14 protein-coding genes and 2 tRNA genes are annotated in these 14,073 nt (G+C 36.6%); 5 read left to right on the forward strand and 11 right to left on the reverse strand.

Features of this window, described 5'->3' with window-relative positions; translation table 11 throughout:
• Positions 1–260 precede the first annotated feature (260 nt).
• On the reverse strand, positions 261–653 hold the full coding sequence (gene rpsI, locus HFD15_RS13335; protein ID WP_004254378.1) for a 30S ribosomal protein S9: 393 nt from the start codon (positions 651–653) through the stop codon (positions 261–263).
• Between the two features lie 19 nt (positions 654–672).
• The gene (gene rplM / locus HFD15_RS13340) at positions 673–1,119 is read right to left on the reverse strand and encodes a 50S ribosomal protein L13 (protein ID WP_010906417.1); all 447 of its coding nucleotides are present in this window, start codon (positions 1,117–1,119) and stop codon (positions 673–675) included.
• 369 nt (positions 1,120–1,488) lie between these two features.
• Between rplM and HFD15_RS13345 the strand changes: the two genes are divergently transcribed.
• From HFD15_RS13345 to lepB, 4 genes are all read left to right on the forward strand, one after another.
• Positions 1,489–2,559: an ABC transporter permease gene (locus HFD15_RS13345; protein WP_058208349.1), complete on the forward strand. Its 1,071-nt coding sequence runs from the start codon at positions 1,489–1,491 to the stop codon at positions 2,557–2,559.
• Positions 2,560–2,567: 8 nt separating this feature from the next.
• Complete coding sequence (locus HFD15_RS13350) at positions 2,568–3,239, forward strand: ABC transporter ATP-binding protein (protein ID WP_025017198.1); 672 nt, start codon at positions 2,568–2,570, stop codon at positions 3,237–3,239.
• 144 nt (positions 3,240–3,383) lie between these two features.
• Positions 3,384–4,262, forward strand: coding sequence for a ribonuclease HIII (rnhC, locus tag HFD15_RS13355; RefSeq protein WP_039116543.1), 879 nt, complete (start codon positions 3,384–3,386; stop codon positions 4,260–4,262).
• Positions 4,263–4,273: 11 nt separating this feature from the next.
• The gene (gene lepB, locus HFD15_RS13360) at positions 4,274–4,900 is read left to right on the forward strand and encodes a signal peptidase I (RefSeq protein ID WP_012898725.1); all 627 of its coding nucleotides are present in this window, start codon (positions 4,274–4,276) and stop codon (positions 4,898–4,900) included.
• A 49-nt stretch (positions 4,901–4,949) separates the two neighbouring features.
• Here lepB and purR read toward each other — a convergent pair whose 3' ends face one another.
• The 4 genes from purR to rpsL all read right to left on the reverse strand — a co-directional run bounded on the left by purR (position 4,950) and on the right by rpsL (position 9,409).
• Complete coding sequence (purR, locus tag HFD15_RS13365) at positions 4,950–5,765, reverse strand: pur operon repressor (protein ID WP_010906422.1); 816 nt, start codon at positions 5,763–5,765, stop codon at positions 4,950–4,952.
• A 350-nt stretch (positions 5,766–6,115) separates the two neighbouring features.
• The gene (gene fusA, locus HFD15_RS13370; RefSeq protein ID WP_003129877.1) at positions 6,116–8,245 is read right to left on the reverse strand and encodes an elongation factor G; all 2,130 of its coding nucleotides are present in this window, start codon (positions 8,243–8,245) and stop codon (positions 6,116–6,118) included.
• Positions 8,246–8,509: 264 nt separating this feature from the next.
• Positions 8,510–8,977 carry a 30S ribosomal protein S7 gene (gene rpsG, locus HFD15_RS13375; protein WP_003129876.1) on the reverse strand — a complete coding sequence of 156 codons (468 nt, stop codon included), beginning with the start codon at positions 8,975–8,977 and terminating at the stop codon, positions 8,510–8,512.
• 18 nt (positions 8,978–8,995) lie between these two features.
• Positions 8,996–9,409 carry a 30S ribosomal protein S12 gene (gene rpsL / locus HFD15_RS13380; RefSeq protein ID WP_003129874.1) on the reverse strand — a complete coding sequence of 138 codons (414 nt, stop codon included), beginning with the start codon at positions 9,407–9,409 and terminating at the stop codon, positions 8,996–8,998.
• A gap of 327 nt (positions 9,410–9,736) precedes the next feature.
• Here rpsL and HFD15_RS13385 point away from each other — a divergent pair, with 327 nt between their 5' ends.
• Complete coding sequence (locus tag HFD15_RS13385) at positions 9,737–11,044, forward strand: serine hydrolase (RefSeq protein WP_023189607.1); 1,308 nt, start codon at positions 9,737–9,739, stop codon at positions 11,042–11,044.
• Between the two features lie 73 nt (positions 11,045–11,117).
• Here the strand turns inward: HFD15_RS13385 and HFD15_RS13390 are convergent, their stop codons facing one another.
• From HFD15_RS13390 to HFD15_RS13410, 5 genes are all read right to left on the reverse strand, one after another.
• Positions 11,118–12,005 carry a GRP family sugar transporter gene (locus HFD15_RS13390; RefSeq protein WP_003132622.1) on the reverse strand — a complete coding sequence of 296 codons (888 nt, stop codon included), beginning with the start codon at positions 12,003–12,005 and terminating at the stop codon, positions 11,118–11,120.
• Between the two features lie 126 nt (positions 12,006–12,131).
• Positions 12,132–12,722 (reverse strand): class I SAM-dependent methyltransferase, encoded by a 591-nt coding sequence (locus tag HFD15_RS13395; RefSeq protein ID WP_058208348.1) that lies wholly within the window; start codon positions 12,720–12,722, stop codon positions 12,132–12,134.
• A 130-nt stretch (positions 12,723–12,852) separates the two neighbouring features.
• Entirely contained in the window at positions 12,853–13,794 is a 942-nt protein-coding gene (locus HFD15_RS13400; RefSeq protein ID WP_021721833.1) for a TIGR01212 family radical SAM protein, read from the reverse strand.
• Between the two features lie 95 nt (positions 13,795–13,889).
• Positions 13,890–13,963, reverse strand: a tRNA-Asn gene (locus HFD15_RS13405).
• 36 nt (positions 13,964–13,999) lie between these two features.
• A tRNA-Glu gene (locus HFD15_RS13410) sits at positions 14,000–14,071 on the reverse strand.
• Positions 14,072–14,073 lie beyond the last annotated feature (2 nt).

Raw genomic sequence — 14,073 nt, forward strand, 5'->3', positions numbered from 1 at the left:
AACTATTATATTCTATCAAACCTACCTAAACTTGTCAAGAATTAACTGTGACTTTTATACCTTTTTTTATCTTACATTCAGAAAACCCCACGGTTGTCATGTTCTTCAATCTACAATTTTTATAGAAAATATAATTTATTGGTTTATTATTTTACCCTTTGGATATTGTATGAGAGAATTTACAAATTTTATAGGTGTAAATTTAATACAAAAAAACACTTCCATATGGAAGTGTTTTAAACATTGATATATGAATAATATTAACGTTTTGAGAATTGTGATGCTTTACGGGCTTTTTTGAGACCTGGTTTTTTACGTTCAACCATACGGGCGTCACGTGTAAGGAGTCCAGCGCGTTTCAAAGCACTACGGAAATCTGGGTCTACTTGGAGCAATGCACGAGCGATTCCGTGACGGATAGCTCCTGCTTGACCTGATACACCACCACCATTTACGTTTACGAGTGTATCGTAGCTACCTTCTGTTTGTGTAGCTGCAAATGGTTGGTTGATAACGAGACGCATGTCTGCGTGTGGGATGTAGCTTTCTACTTCACGTCCGTTAACTGTGATTTTACCAGTACCAGGTACGAGACGTACGCGTGCTACTGCATTTTTACGACGGCCTGTGCCGGCATATTGTACTTGTGCCATTATGTTCGTTCCTTCCTGATTAAATCAAACCTGTGATGTCAAGGACTTCAGGTTTTTGAGCTGTATGTGTGTGTTCTGCGCCAACAAACACTTTAAGTTTCATGCCTTGAGCACGTCCAAGTGTGTTGTGTGGAAGCATACCTTTTACTGATTTTTCAATCAAACGTACAGCATTTTTTTCACGGAGTTCACCAGCAGTAACTGATTTCAATCCACCTGGGTGAAGTGAGTGTGAGTAATATACTTTATCAGTTGCTTTTTTACCAGTCAATTTGATTTTTTCAGCGTTAACAACGATTACGAAATCACCTGTATCAGTATGTGGTGTGTATGTTGGTTTGTTTTTTCCGCGAAGTACGCTTGCGACAACTGCAGAAAGACGTCCAAGAGGAACATCAGTTGCATCGACGACGTACCATTTACGGTCAACGTTTTGAGCGTTAGCCATGAATGTAGTTTTCATCATTTTGGTTATTTTCCTTTTACTAGAATTTGTTTACAGCAGGTGTAAGAGTCCTGCAAAGTATTTTTGGGTTTCCGGGGCCACAAAAATGGGGTAAACAATACCGTTTATCATCATATCATATTATTCCTGGGTTTGTCAAGACATTTTAGGGATTATATCCCCTTTATTTACTTCTTTTCGTGGATTATGTATTTTTTAGTTTTATATCTTTTCAAATGTTTCTTTGTGGTTTTTGCTACAAGCATTATGGTAGCACTTCCATTTGAACTATGATAGACTTTTTTAAAAGGGGTTTATATAATACAAGTCCTTTTATTCAGTTAGTCCTCAGAAATTTTGGGGATTTATATAGAAAATAGGAGCTCGATGATGTTTTTAGCAATTAATGAAATTAAACATTCAAAATTAAGATATGCTCTCGTAATTGGTGTCATGTTTTTGATTTCCTATCTTGTGTTTTTCTTATCTGGTTTGGCCTATGGTTTGGCTCAAGAAAATAGAATGGCAGTTGATAAATGGAAAGCAACTGATATTTTTTTATCTGAGAAAGCCAATGATTCTCTCAATATGTCAATGATTGATTCATATATTGCCAGTCAGGTGAAGGCGAAAGAAAAGGCAGTTCTCGCTCAAACTGCTGGGATTATTTATGATGCCAATAATGAAAATAAAAAAAATAATGTCAGTTTTTTTGGAATTAATTCAAATGAATTTTTAAATCCCAATGTTATTGAAGGGAGGGATTTTAAAAATAAGGGCGAGGTAGTAGCTGATATTAGTTTTAAAAATCAATATGATTATAAACTTGGTGATAAAATTAAATTAGCAACCAATAATGAAGTATTGACTATTGTTGGCTTTACAGATAATGCTAAATTCAATATTTCACCTGTGCTTTATACTTCTTTAGAAACTTTCCAACAAATTCGTTATGGTTCAAATTCCAATTTTCAACCTAAAACTACTTACAATGCTATCGTCACGCGTGGAAAAATTAGCCAACAGCCTAAAGGACTCCAAAAATTATCTATCAGTAAATTTATAGATAAACTTCCTGGTTATAGTGCACAAGTTTTGACCTTTGGTTTCATGATTGGCTTTCTAGTGGTTATTGCTGCGGTTGTCATTGGAATCTTTATTTATGTTCTGACAATGCAAAAAATAGCGATTTTTGGTGTAATGAAGGCTCAGGGAATTTCCAGTCGCTTTATTAGTAATTCTGTCATTGCTCAAACTTTTATTTTAGCTTTTAGTGGTGTATTAATTGGTTTGTTAGCCACTTTAGGTTCTGCGTTAATATTACCGGAAGCTGTTCCTTTTCAAACAAATCTCCTCTTCTTTGGAGTGATTACCCTTTTAATGATTGTGGTTGCAATTGTGGGCGCTTTGTTCTCTGTCAGAGCAATTGTCAAAATTGATCCACTAAAAGCGATTGGATAGGAGAAATAATGAAAGCTATTGAATTAAAAAATGTCAAAAAATCTTTTAAGGATGGGGATGAAACAATAGAGGCTTTAAAAGAAACTAATTTCTCTGTTGATAAGGGTGAGTTTGTGGCAATCATTGGGCCTTCAGGTTCTGGAAAAAGTACCTTACTTACTATTGCCGGCGGACTGCAAAGTCCTTCTTCTGGGGAAATTTGGATTAATGGCCGAGCTTTAAATGAAAAAAAGGAGAAGGCACGCGCTAAGGTTCGTTTTGAAGAAATTGGTTTTATTTTACAAGCTTCTAATCTCGTGCCATTCTTAACGGTTAAGAAACAACTTCAATTGGTTGACAAGGTAAATAAGGCAAAAGAAAATAGAGCGGGCTTAGACTTACTCAAGCGTTTAGGGCTTGAAAAATTGGTGGATAAATATCCCGAGGAACTTTCTGGTGGAGAACGCCAACGGGTAGCTATTGTTCGTGCTTTATATAATGACCCTACAATCATTTTGGCTGATGAACCGACCGCAAGTTTGGATACTGAAAAAGCTTATGAAGTGGTTAAAATATTAGCTAAGGAAGCAAAAGAAAAAAATAAGGCAACAATTATGGTCACCCATGATTTACGTTTGGTTGATTATTGTGACAAAGTTTATCTGATGGAAGATGGGCGTTTAAATGAGAAAGTTGACTAAGTTTGAAGTCTTCGTATTTAGAATATGAAGACTTTTTTCATTATTTTACAACATGTTTGCTATAATAGATTCTAATAAGAAATTATTTTTAATAAATGGTCGGATTCTTATTCTAGAATAGCTAATTTATGGTAGAATGTTCTTATGAATATTGTTCTAAAATTAGAGACTAAAGAACGCCAACAGCTCGCTGAGAAATACAAATCCTATGAGCAAGTTTCCAAAAATCCTTACATCACTTTTTTTGCCAAGGTTGGGAAAACTTCTATCTCGGTTTATACTTCTGGAAAAGTTGTTTTTCAAGGAAACGAGGCTGAAAAATTAGCGAGTGACTTTGGTCATATTGCTCAAGTCGTTCCTCAAAAACAAACAAATCTTATTGGGACTGACGAGGTGGGCAACGGGTCATATTTTGGTGGTTTAATGGTTACTGCTAGTTTTGTCAGTGAAGAAAACTTGAATTTTCTAAAGGAAATTGGAGTCGCTGATTCTAAAAAATTAACTGACGAAAAAATTTGTCAAATTGCTCCAAAATTGATTGATAGAATTCCACATGTTGCTTTAGTGGTTGAACCTGCCAAGTATAATGAGGTGATTGCTTCTGGTTATAATGCTGTCAGCATTAAAGTTGCTCTCCATAATCAAGCCATTTATCTTCTTGAAAAACAATTAGGTCATAAGCCTGAAAATATTGTTATTGATGCTTTCACAACGGAAGCAAATTATAAAAAATATGTTAATAAAGAACAAAATCATCCGCTGACAAAGGTAACTTTACTGACAAAAGCTGAAGATCAGTTTCTGGCTGTTGCTGTCAGTTCAATTATTTCTCGTTATCTTTTTTTAGAAAATCTAAAAAAAATATCTAAAGAATCAGGTTTCACGTTACCCAGTGGGGCAGGAAATTTATCTGACAAAATTGCAGCACAAATTATCAAAAGTCAGGGAGTTGATGCTCTGAATCAGTTAGCAAAACTTCATTTTGCTAATACACAAAAAGCGATTAAAATCGCTCAATTATAGAAAGTAAAATTATGATGAAATTTTTAAAAGAGTGGGGATTATTTCTCTTTATAATTATCGCTATTCTTCTCTCACGTGTCTTTCTTTGGTCACTTGTTGTTGTGGATGGTCATTCAATGGACCCAACTTTAGCTGACAAGGAACGTCTGGTTATTGTAAGAAAATCAACCATTAATCGTTTTGATATTGTTGTTGCCAAAGAAGAAACAGCCGATGGTTCAACTAAAGATATCGTGAAACGTGTCATTGGAATGCCTGGAGATACTATAAAATTCGACCACGACCAACTCACAATCAATAACAAAGTTTATCCAGAAAATTATCTCAAAGATTACCAAAAGCAACTTGCTGACGGTCAGTTGGAAAAAACTTACGGTAAGTATCCTTTAACAAATGCACTCAGTGAACAAAACCGCAGTTTGTTTGTTAGTTTAGCTCAAAGCACCAAAGCATTTACCACTGACAGCACTGGTAATCCAACCTTTACAGTAAAAGTTCCTGAGGGACAATACTTCCTGATGGGAGATAATCGGGTAGTTTCTCAAGATAGTCGCGCAGTTGGAACTTTCAAACGTTCAGCAATTGTTGGTGAAGCGAAATTACGAGTGTGGCCACTCAACAAAATTTCTTTCTTTTAAGTAAATAAATATAAAAAGTTACTGACAGAATGTCCTGTCAGTAACTTTTTTATTTGTCATTAAATATATTTCCCAATTGAACATCAATTGAGCGGTTAGCAATATCAATTCGATCAACTTTCAAGATTGATTTGTAATCATCAATCAATCGTTCTCCTTTAAAAGGTCCCTCAAGAAAGACGGCAACACCGGCAAGTAAACAATCAAATTCATGGACAAGACTTCTCATTCCATTGATTGTTCCTGCGCCTTTCATGAAGTCGTCAACGATCAAAACATTTTGACCAATTGAAAGACTCCGTTTGGATAAAGTCATATTTTCAACACGAGAGCTTGAACCTGACATATAATTTACATTGAGCGTTGCTCCTTCGGTCACTTTAGGGTCACGACGAACAATTACGAAAGGAACATCTAGAATCTCAGCAACTGACTGAGCAATTGGAATCCCTTTTGTGGCAATAGTCATGACGACATCAACTTGCTTTTCATGATACTCATGAGCAATAATTTGACCGATTTTACGAAGATTTGATGGAGTACCCAAAATATCTGACAGATAAATATATCCTCCAGGTAAAATTCGATTTTCTTCACGTAAAAGTTCAGCAATTTCCTGACTCATTTCCAACGAACGTTCGTCAGTAATGTAAGGCGTAAACCGAACTCCTCCAAGGCTACCTGGGAAAGTTTCAACCAGACCTACTCCTTGGTTTTCAAAAACACGTTTGATAAATACTAAATCTTCTGAGATAGATGATTTGGCTACCTCATAATGTTTACTTAATTCATTTAAATTTAGCATTTGATTGGGATGATTAATTAAAAAATTTGTAAAATCAACTAAACGTTCGTTTCTTTTCATTTATTATCTCATCTCCTATTTGATAAGCTTATTATAGCATGGCATTTCCGAACATTCAAGTTTCACATGAAACAATTTTACTGACAGATTTCAGATTCATAAAATATTTTTCTGTCAGTAACGTTTCATTTTAAAATCAAAATAAAAAAAGCAGTATCACTTAGATATTGCTTTTTCACTTTTAGGAGTAAAGTTATGAAAAAATTTTTTTGGAATAAATATATTATAGCTTCACTGACTTAATGGTTCATTAAGTCAAGATAAAGTGAAACTAAACTAAAGAAAATCTTGTCAGTAAAAAAATAACCTGTCAGTACTGACAGGTTATCTCATATTATTAAAATTAAAACTTAGTCAGCGTTACGGCCGTTTTTAGCAATAATTTCTTCTTGTACTGATTTAGGTACGTCTGAATAGTGGTCAAATACCATCATGAAAGTACCACGTCCTTGTGTAGATGAACGGAGAGTAGTTGCGTAACCGAACATTTCAGCAAGTGGAACGAAAGCATTAACGATTTGTGATTTACCGTGAGCTTCCATTGAGTTAACTTGACCACGACGAGCAGTCACGTGACCCATGATATCTCCAAGGTTTTCTTCAGGAACAGTGATTGTAACTTTCATCATTGGTTCAAGAATTGCTGGTTTCGCAGTTTTAGCAGCTTCTTTCATTGCAAGAGAAGCGGCAACCTTGAAGGCAGTTTCTGATGAATCGACATCATGGTATGAACCATCATAAAGTTTAGCTTTAATGTCAACCATTGGGTATCCAGCAAGGACACCGTTAGCCATAGTTTCTACCAAACCTTTTTCAACGGCTGGTACAAATTCACGAGGAACGACACCACCGACGATAGCATTTTCAAATTCAAATCCAGCGCCTTCTTCGTTAGGTGTGAATTCGATCCATACGTCACCATATTGACCTTTACCACCTGATTGACGTTTGAAGAATCCACGTGCTGAAGTTCCAGCGCGGAATGTTTCACGGTAAGCAACTTGAGGCGCACCAACATTTGCTTCAACTTTGAATTCACGTTTCATACGGTCAACAAGAACGTCCAAGTGAAGTTCACCCATACCAGAGATAACTGTTTCACCAGTTTCTGGGTTTGTTTCAACACGGAAAGTTGGATCTTCTTCAGCCAATTTTTGAAGGGCAACACCCATCTTATCTTGGTCAGCTTTAGTTTTAGGTTCAACCATCAATTGGATAACTGGTTCTGGAACTTCAATTGATTCAAGGATGATTTTAGCTTTTTCATCTGTCAATGAGTCACCAGTTGTTGTATTTTTCAAACCAACAGCAGCAGCGATATCCCCAGCATAAACTGTTTGGATTTCTTTACGAGTGTTAGCGTGCATTTGAAGAATACGTCCGATACGTTCACGTTTACCTTTTGAAGTATTCAAAACGTATGAACCAGCATCAAGTGTACCTGAGTAAACGCGGAAGAATGAAAGACGTCCAACAAATGGGTCAGTCATGATTTTGAAAGCAAGAGCTGCAAATGGTTCTTCATCTGAAGCTGGGCGTTCGTCTTCTTCGTCTGTATCTGGGTTAACACCTTGGATTGCAGGGATATCAAGTGGGCTTGGAAGGTAGTCAATAACTGCATCAAGCATCATTTGAACACCTTTGTTCTTGAAGGCAGAACCAGCAAGCATTGGGTAGAAGTCAACATTGATTGTTGCTTTACGGATTGCAGCTTTAAGTTCTGCTTCTGGAATTTCTTCACCAGCAAAATATTTTTCCATGATATCTTCATCGAAATCAGCAATTGCTTCGATGAGTTTTTCACGCCATTCGTTTGCAAGTTCTGTGTATTCTTCAGCATTGAAATCCAAAGCTGCCAATTCAGCGTTAAATTCGTCTGAACCTACAACAGTTTCTTTAATATCTGTACCAAGGTCGTTAGTATAGATTTCAGATTTCATAGTTACCAAGTCAATGATACCGATGAAGTCATCTTCTGCACCAATTGGAATTTGGATTGGATGAGCATTAGCACCCAAACGATCTCCCAAAGTAGAAAGTGAGTAGTAGAAATCAGCACCGATTTTGTCCATTTTGTTAGCAAAAACGATACGTGGAACACCGTATTCAGTCGCTTGACGCCATACAGTTTCTGTTTGTGGTTCAACACCTGATTGAGCATCAAGAACGGTAACAGCACCATCAAGAACACGGAGTGAACGTTGTACTTCAATTGTGAAGTCCACGTGACCTGGTGTGTCAATGATATTTACGCGGTTACCTTTCCATTCAGCAGTTGTTGCTGCAGATGTGATTGTGATACCACGTTCTTGTTCTTGCTCCATCCAGTCCATTTGTGATGCACCTTCGTGAGTTTCACCGATTTTATGGATTTTACCAGTGTAGTAAAGAACACGTTCAGTTGTTGTTGTTTTACCAGCATCGACGTGGGCCATGATACCGATATTACGTGTATTAGCAAGTGAAAATTCGCGAGCCATTTTGTTCTCCTATTTGATTTTAGTCATGAGAATTTCTCATTAGTTTTATTGTATCAAATTAATGTTAAAAAATTAAAACAAAACCGAGCAGGCGAGGAGCCCAAGCCCGGTAATGTTCGTTTTTACATCAATTCGATGTTACTTTACAATCTTTAAGACTGATCGTAAAATTTATTTGCTAAGCAGAAACGAGAAAGAAGGTTCCGAAGCGTACTAGAGTACGCGAGGGCTCTTCTAACGAAGCAGCTGCAACGCAAATAGATTTTACCAGCGGAAGTGAGCGAACGCACGGTTAGCTTCAGCCATTTTGTGAGTATCTTCACGTTTTTTGACTGCTGCACCTGTGTTGTTAGCTGCATCCAAGATTTCTTTTGCAAGACGATCTTGCATTGTGTGTTCACCACGGTTACGAGCGATTGTTACCAACCAACGAAGTCCAAGAGTTGTACGACGTTCTGGACGAACTTCAACTGGGACTTGATAGTTAGAACCACCGACACGACGAGCGCGAACTTCAAGAACTGGCATGATGTTTTCCATAGCAGTTTCGAAGACTTCGAGTGGGTTGTTTCCAGTAGCTTCTTCAATTTGTTTGAAGGCACCGTAAACGATTTGAGCCGCAACACCACGTTTACCATCAAGCATAACGCGGTTGATAAGACGAGTTACGACGATTGAGTTGTACATTGGATCTGCCAAAACTTCACGTTTTGGGGCACGATTTTTACGCATTCTTACTTATCTCCCTTCTTAAGCTTTTGGTTTTTTAGCACCGTATTTAGAACGGCTTTGTTTACGGTCAGCGACACCTGCTGTATCAAGTGCACCACGAACGATATGGTAACGTACCCCTGGAAGGTCTTTTACACGTCCACCACGAAGAAGTACAACACTGTGTTCTTGGAGGTTGTGTCCGATACCTGGGATGTACGCTGTTACTTCCATAAGGTTTGAAAGACGTACACGCGCGAATTTACGAAGCGCTGAGTTAGGTTTTTTAGGAGTCATAGTACCAACACGAGTTGCTACTCCACGTTTTTGTGGGCTTGCAAGTTTAGTTTGTACTTTTTTACGGCTGTTGTAGCCAACGTTCATTGCTGGTGATTTAGATTTAGTCACTTGAGCACGACGTGGTTTGCGTACCAATTGGTTAATTGTAGGCATTTTACTGTCTGCTTTTTGTATTTTTCCACATTTTTATGCGAAGCGATGAGAAATACAAAAGCATTCCTTTCTTTTTATTGGATGGCGAATCGCCAATTTTTTAGTCAGTATATGGTCGCTTAAGCCAAGTTCTGACAAGAAGTTTAGCAACTTATACAAGTTCTCCTGAGAGTCCAAAGTAAAAAGTACCGTTTAATATAATATCATTTTTTATAACAATTGTCAATCTATTTTTTAGAATTGATTTTGAAAAAATAAAACTATTTAATTATCTATCAAGTTTTGAATCTATTGTACCTTACGAATAGACTATGGTATAATCGAGTCATGAAAAAAATTGCAATTATTTTTTGTAGTTTCCTGATTAGTCTGTCAGTCCTTTCGGGCTTTTCTGTCAGTGCTGCTACGACTCCAACGACAAATGATTTTACAGTTGCTGCTAAATCAGCAATTGCTATTGATGCCTCAAGTGGTAAAATTTTATACGCGCAAAATGCTGATGATGCAAGCACTCGGATCGCCTCTATCACTAAATTACTGACAGCCTATTTAGTTTACAAAAATGTAGCTGAAAATAAATTGACTTGGAATACTAAAGTTCCTATTTCAGATTATGCTTATGAATTAACTCAAAATTCTAATGCTTCCAATATTCCCCTTGCTCAAAATGGTCAATATACTGTCAAAGATTTATTGAATGCTTTACTTCTTCCGTCAGCAAATTCTGCTGCTGTCGCTTTAGCTGAAAAAATTGCTGGTTCAGAACCAAAATTTGTTGATATGATGACAAAACAAATGAAAGACTGGGGAATTACTGACAGCCATCTCGTCAATGCTTCTGGCTTACCAAATGATGATTTAAACGGTCATATTTATCCAGGGTCTGGTGCCTCAGCAACAAACACAATGAGCGCAAAGGCTGTAGCAACACTTAGTTATCATCTTATTCAAGATTTTCCAGAAATTCTTAAAATCACTAAAAAAACAGAAATTCCTTTTGATACCGGCAATGAAGCAAAAATGACCTTAACTAATACCAATCAAATGCTTAGTGGTTTTTCTACTTCAAGAACTGGTGTGGATGGCTTGAAAACAGGTTCAACAAGTTTTCAAATTGACTGTTTTGCTGGAACAACAAATCAAAACGGTTTTAGAATCATTACGGTTGTTTTAGAAGCTACAGATCCTGCTGCTGACAACTCAACTCCTTTCACTCTCACAAATCAACTGATGAACTATGTTTATGGTCATTGGCGTACGACCAGTCTTGTGCAAAAAAATCAATCCTTAGATGATTTTAAAGAAATTACTGTGACTGATGGAAAAGAAAAATCTGTTCAACTCGTTGCTCCACAAAATATCACTCCCGTTGTTCCTTACGCTACAGATGGTAGTGCAGATACAAAATCACTGACAGTCAAATTCAGTAAGGAAAAAACAGCCTCCGTTGAAGCAACTGTGACTAAAAACCAAAAACTTGTCACTCTTTCTACTACAGTAAAGGATAGTTTAGGCTATCTTCCAAATTGTACCGCAGAACAAATTCCATTGGTTGCTAAGAAAACTGTCCCCCGTAGTAGCGCTCCAAAGGTTTTTTGGAATCATTTTGTAAATTTTGTTAATGAAAAACTCTAAAATTTTACTGACAGAAAACTTGTCAGTAAATTAACTCACAAAAAAAGCCGTCAATTTACTGACAGCTTTTTTATTATCCTTTAGATTTTACAATTGCAAGTAAAATTGCACCTGTTACGAATAAAACAATCCCAATTCCAACATAAACCAATTCTTTTTTGGTTTTCTTTTCACCAAGGAAGAGAATTCCTCCAATAGTTGAAATGATGACACCTAATTGCGAGAATGAAAAGGCAATTGCGTTACCAGCAGCGCTTGCAGCCATAAGCATAAAGATATTACCTACACCCCACATTGCTCCAACAATCATATTTTGATAAACATATTTTTCCATTTTAATTTTGAAACGACCCATCACAAGTGCTCCAAAAATCATTCCAACTGACATTGGCAAGATAATTGTCAATGTATCAAAATGAACATTGAACCAAAGTACTGCTAAGTTATTGAAAAGAATAACATAGATAACATATCCCAAAGTTGAGTAAGTTAAAGCAGTCAATCCTTTAGTATAATTACGTCCTTCTTCAACTACTGCATTTTCTGGGTCACGCTTAGCTGAGAAATAGAATCCAACTACCAAAACAGCCATCGCAATAAATCCGAGAATAAATTGAATTTGTTTTGTCCATTCGTGGAAAGCAAAAACCCCAATCAATCCACCAATTACTAATTGACTCCCTGATGAAAGTGGACTTGCTACTGAAACACCCATGTATTTCATTGAATTAAACTGACCAAATTGTCCAATTGCCCAAAGCAATCCACCAATAAATCCAATTAAGAAAATTTGCCATGTCAACGTTGGCATGCGGAATAAGAAAACAATAAGTGCAAAAACAAAAGCGCCCAAAGTCATTCCAAGTGTTTGTTGTTTAGCATCACCACCAAATTTATTAGCTACAAATCCGATAGAACCCCAAGCAAACATTGGAACAAGCGCGAGAAGAACTCCTTGCATGTGTATATTTACCTCTTTAAAATAGTTTTTTTACTTAAAAAAATAAGCATTTCTCTATTTTACTCTTTTTTTTGGAAAAAACAAGAGATAAAAGAATACATAAGATTCATAACTATTCAAGTAAATTTATTTTCTTTTTTCGATTAGAACTAAAATTGGCGGCGTATGAATTTGGTTAAGAGGTGCATAAGAAGTCACTTCCCAGTCTTTTTGTGGCAAACTAGAAGTCCACTTAATAACGGCATTTTTTTCTTCCATTCCCCCCTCATGACCGTAATAAATCATAATCGCAATTCTTCCACCTACAACTAACTGATTAGTCAAAGCATCTAGAGCAGTCAAAGTGGTATCAGCCTTTGTAACCACACTTTTATCAGTTTTTGGTAAGTATCCAAGATTAAAAATAGCTGCTTTGATTGGCTCCTTGACATATTCAGAAAGCTTTTCATGACCAGACAAAACTAGATTTACTGACGGCTCTGTCAGTAAATTCGAGAGATTTTTTTCAAATATTTGATTCTTTATTCCAGCATCATCTAAACGTTTTTCAGTTGCATTCAGCGCTTCTTCTTGCACATCAAAAGCATATACACTCGCCCCTAATTCCGCTAAAAATTGAGTATCATAACCATTCCCCATCGTTGCATCCACCACAACATCATTAGTTTTGATGATATCTTTCAACATCCAGTGAGCCATTTCTAACTGTTTTAACATTTATTTCCTCATCACTTTCTAATTATTTTTATATACCAATTTCAGTTTTACTGACAGATTTTCAATTTCTTTCCTATTATAACACCAAATTCAATAAAAAAGAGATGAATAAAAATTCACCTCCTGTCAGTTAAAATGTAATTAGATCACTAAGCCGAACATCTTTACAACCTTGAACACTTCCTCGCCGTTCCATTTCAGCATCAATACTATTCAAAACTTCCCACTTTTTTAAAGACCACATAGGTCCAATAATTAAATCCCGCGGAGCATCTCCTGTTAAACGATGAATAACAATTTCTTTTGGAATCATCTCTAATTGGTCACAAATCACTTTTACATATTCTTCTTGCGACATCAGCTGTAATTTTCCTTCATGATAATCACGTTGCAAACGAGTTTGCTTCATCAAATGAAGTAAATGTAATTTCACACCTTGAATATCAGAATCTAAAACCATTCGGCGAACATTTTCTAACATCATCTCACTAGTTTCACCAGGTAAACCATTGATTAAGTGAGTACAAACATTAATATTATGAACCCTCAATCTCTTCACCGCATCTACATAGGTTTCATAATCATGAGCTCGATTAATCAAATCTGATGTTTCTTCATAAGTAGTCTGCAAACCCAAATCAATCCAAACTTCCATTCGACGATTTAATTCTGCCAAGTAATCCACAACGTCATCTGGTAAACAGTCAGGACGAGTACCAATTGAAATACCTACAACATCTGGTTGGTTTACCGCTTGTTCAAAACGCTCTCTCAGTACTTCAACAGGCGCGTGAGTATTAGTGAAATTTTGGAAATAAACAATATATTTCTTCACTCCAGGCCACTTTTTATGAAATTGAGCCACTTCGGCAGCAAATTGGTCCGCAATTGGAGCTTCTGGCTCCAAAATCATGTCCCCTGAACCAGATACTGTACAAAAAGTACATCCACCATGAGCAACCGTACCATCCCGATTAGGGCAGTCAAAACCAGCATCAATAGGAACTTTAAATATTTTTTCACCAAAATTGGTTCGCAAATATTCATTCCAAGTTGTATATCTCTTTTGCATTCTATATCATCTCTCCGTTTATCAAATTATATCAAAATTTCTTAAACATTTTCTATATTTATAATAAAAAAAGAGACCCGTAGGTCTCTTAAAAGCTGCGGATGTCAGACTCGAACTGACGACATCATGATTAACAGTCATGCGCTACTACCAACTGAGCTAATCCGCAATAACATAAAACTCGGTTCCCCGAGTTTTAATAATATAGTCCGTACGGGATTCGAACCCGTGTTACCGCCGTGAAAAGGCGGTGTCTTAACCCCTTGACCAACGGACCAT

This window comes from Lactococcus sp. EKM203L (genome assembly GCF_011800585.1).
GTDB lineage: Bacteria > Bacillota > Bacilli > Lactobacillales > Streptococcaceae > Lactococcus > Lactococcus lactis.

Excerpts from the sequence above, each read along its gene's own strand:
- rpsI (WP_004254378.1), bottom strand. The coding sequence starts at position 653 with ATGGCACAAGTACAATATGCCGGCACAGGCCGTCGTAAAAATGCAGTA.
- rplM (WP_010906417.1), bottom strand. The coding sequence starts at position 1,119 with ATGATGAAAACTACATTCATGGCTAACGCTCAAAACGTTGACCGTAAA.
- HFD15_RS13345 (WP_058208349.1), top strand. The coding sequence starts at position 1,489 with ATGTTTTTAGCAATTAATGAAATTAAACATTCAAAATTAAGATATGCT.
- HFD15_RS13350 (WP_025017198.1), top strand. The coding sequence starts at position 2,568 with ATGAAAGCTATTGAATTAAAAAATGTCAAAAAATCTTTTAAGGATGGG.
- rnhC (WP_039116543.1), top strand. The coding sequence starts at position 3,384 with ATGAATATTGTTCTAAAATTAGAGACTAAAGAACGCCAACAGCTCGCT.
- lepB (WP_012898725.1), top strand. The coding sequence starts at position 4,274 with ATGATGAAATTTTTAAAAGAGTGGGGATTATTTCTCTTTATAATTATC.
- purR (WP_010906422.1), bottom strand. The coding sequence starts at position 5,765 with ATGAAAAGAAACGAACGTTTAGTTGATTTTACAAATTTTTTAATTAAT.
- fusA (WP_003129877.1), bottom strand. The coding sequence starts at position 8,245 with ATGGCTCGCGAATTTTCACTTGCTAATACACGTAATATCGGTATCATG.
- rpsG (WP_003129876.1), bottom strand. The coding sequence starts at position 8,977 with ATGCGTAAAAATCGTGCCCCAAAACGTGAAGTTTTGGCAGATCCAATG.
- rpsL (WP_003129874.1), bottom strand. The coding sequence starts at position 9,409 with ATGCCTACAATTAACCAATTGGTACGCAAACCACGTCGTGCTCAAGTG.
- HFD15_RS13385 (WP_023189607.1), top strand. The coding sequence starts at position 9,737 with ATGAAAAAAATTGCAATTATTTTTTGTAGTTTCCTGATTAGTCTGTCA.
- HFD15_RS13390 (WP_003132622.1), bottom strand. The coding sequence starts at position 12,005 with ATGCAAGGAGTTCTTCTCGCGCTTGTTCCAATGTTTGCTTGGGGTTCT.
- HFD15_RS13395 (WP_058208348.1), bottom strand. The coding sequence starts at position 12,722 with ATGTTAAAACAGTTAGAAATGGCTCACTGGATGTTGAAAGATATCATC.
- HFD15_RS13400 (WP_021721833.1), bottom strand. The coding sequence starts at position 13,794 with ATGCAAAAGAGATATACAACTTGGAATGAATATTTGCGAACCAATTTT.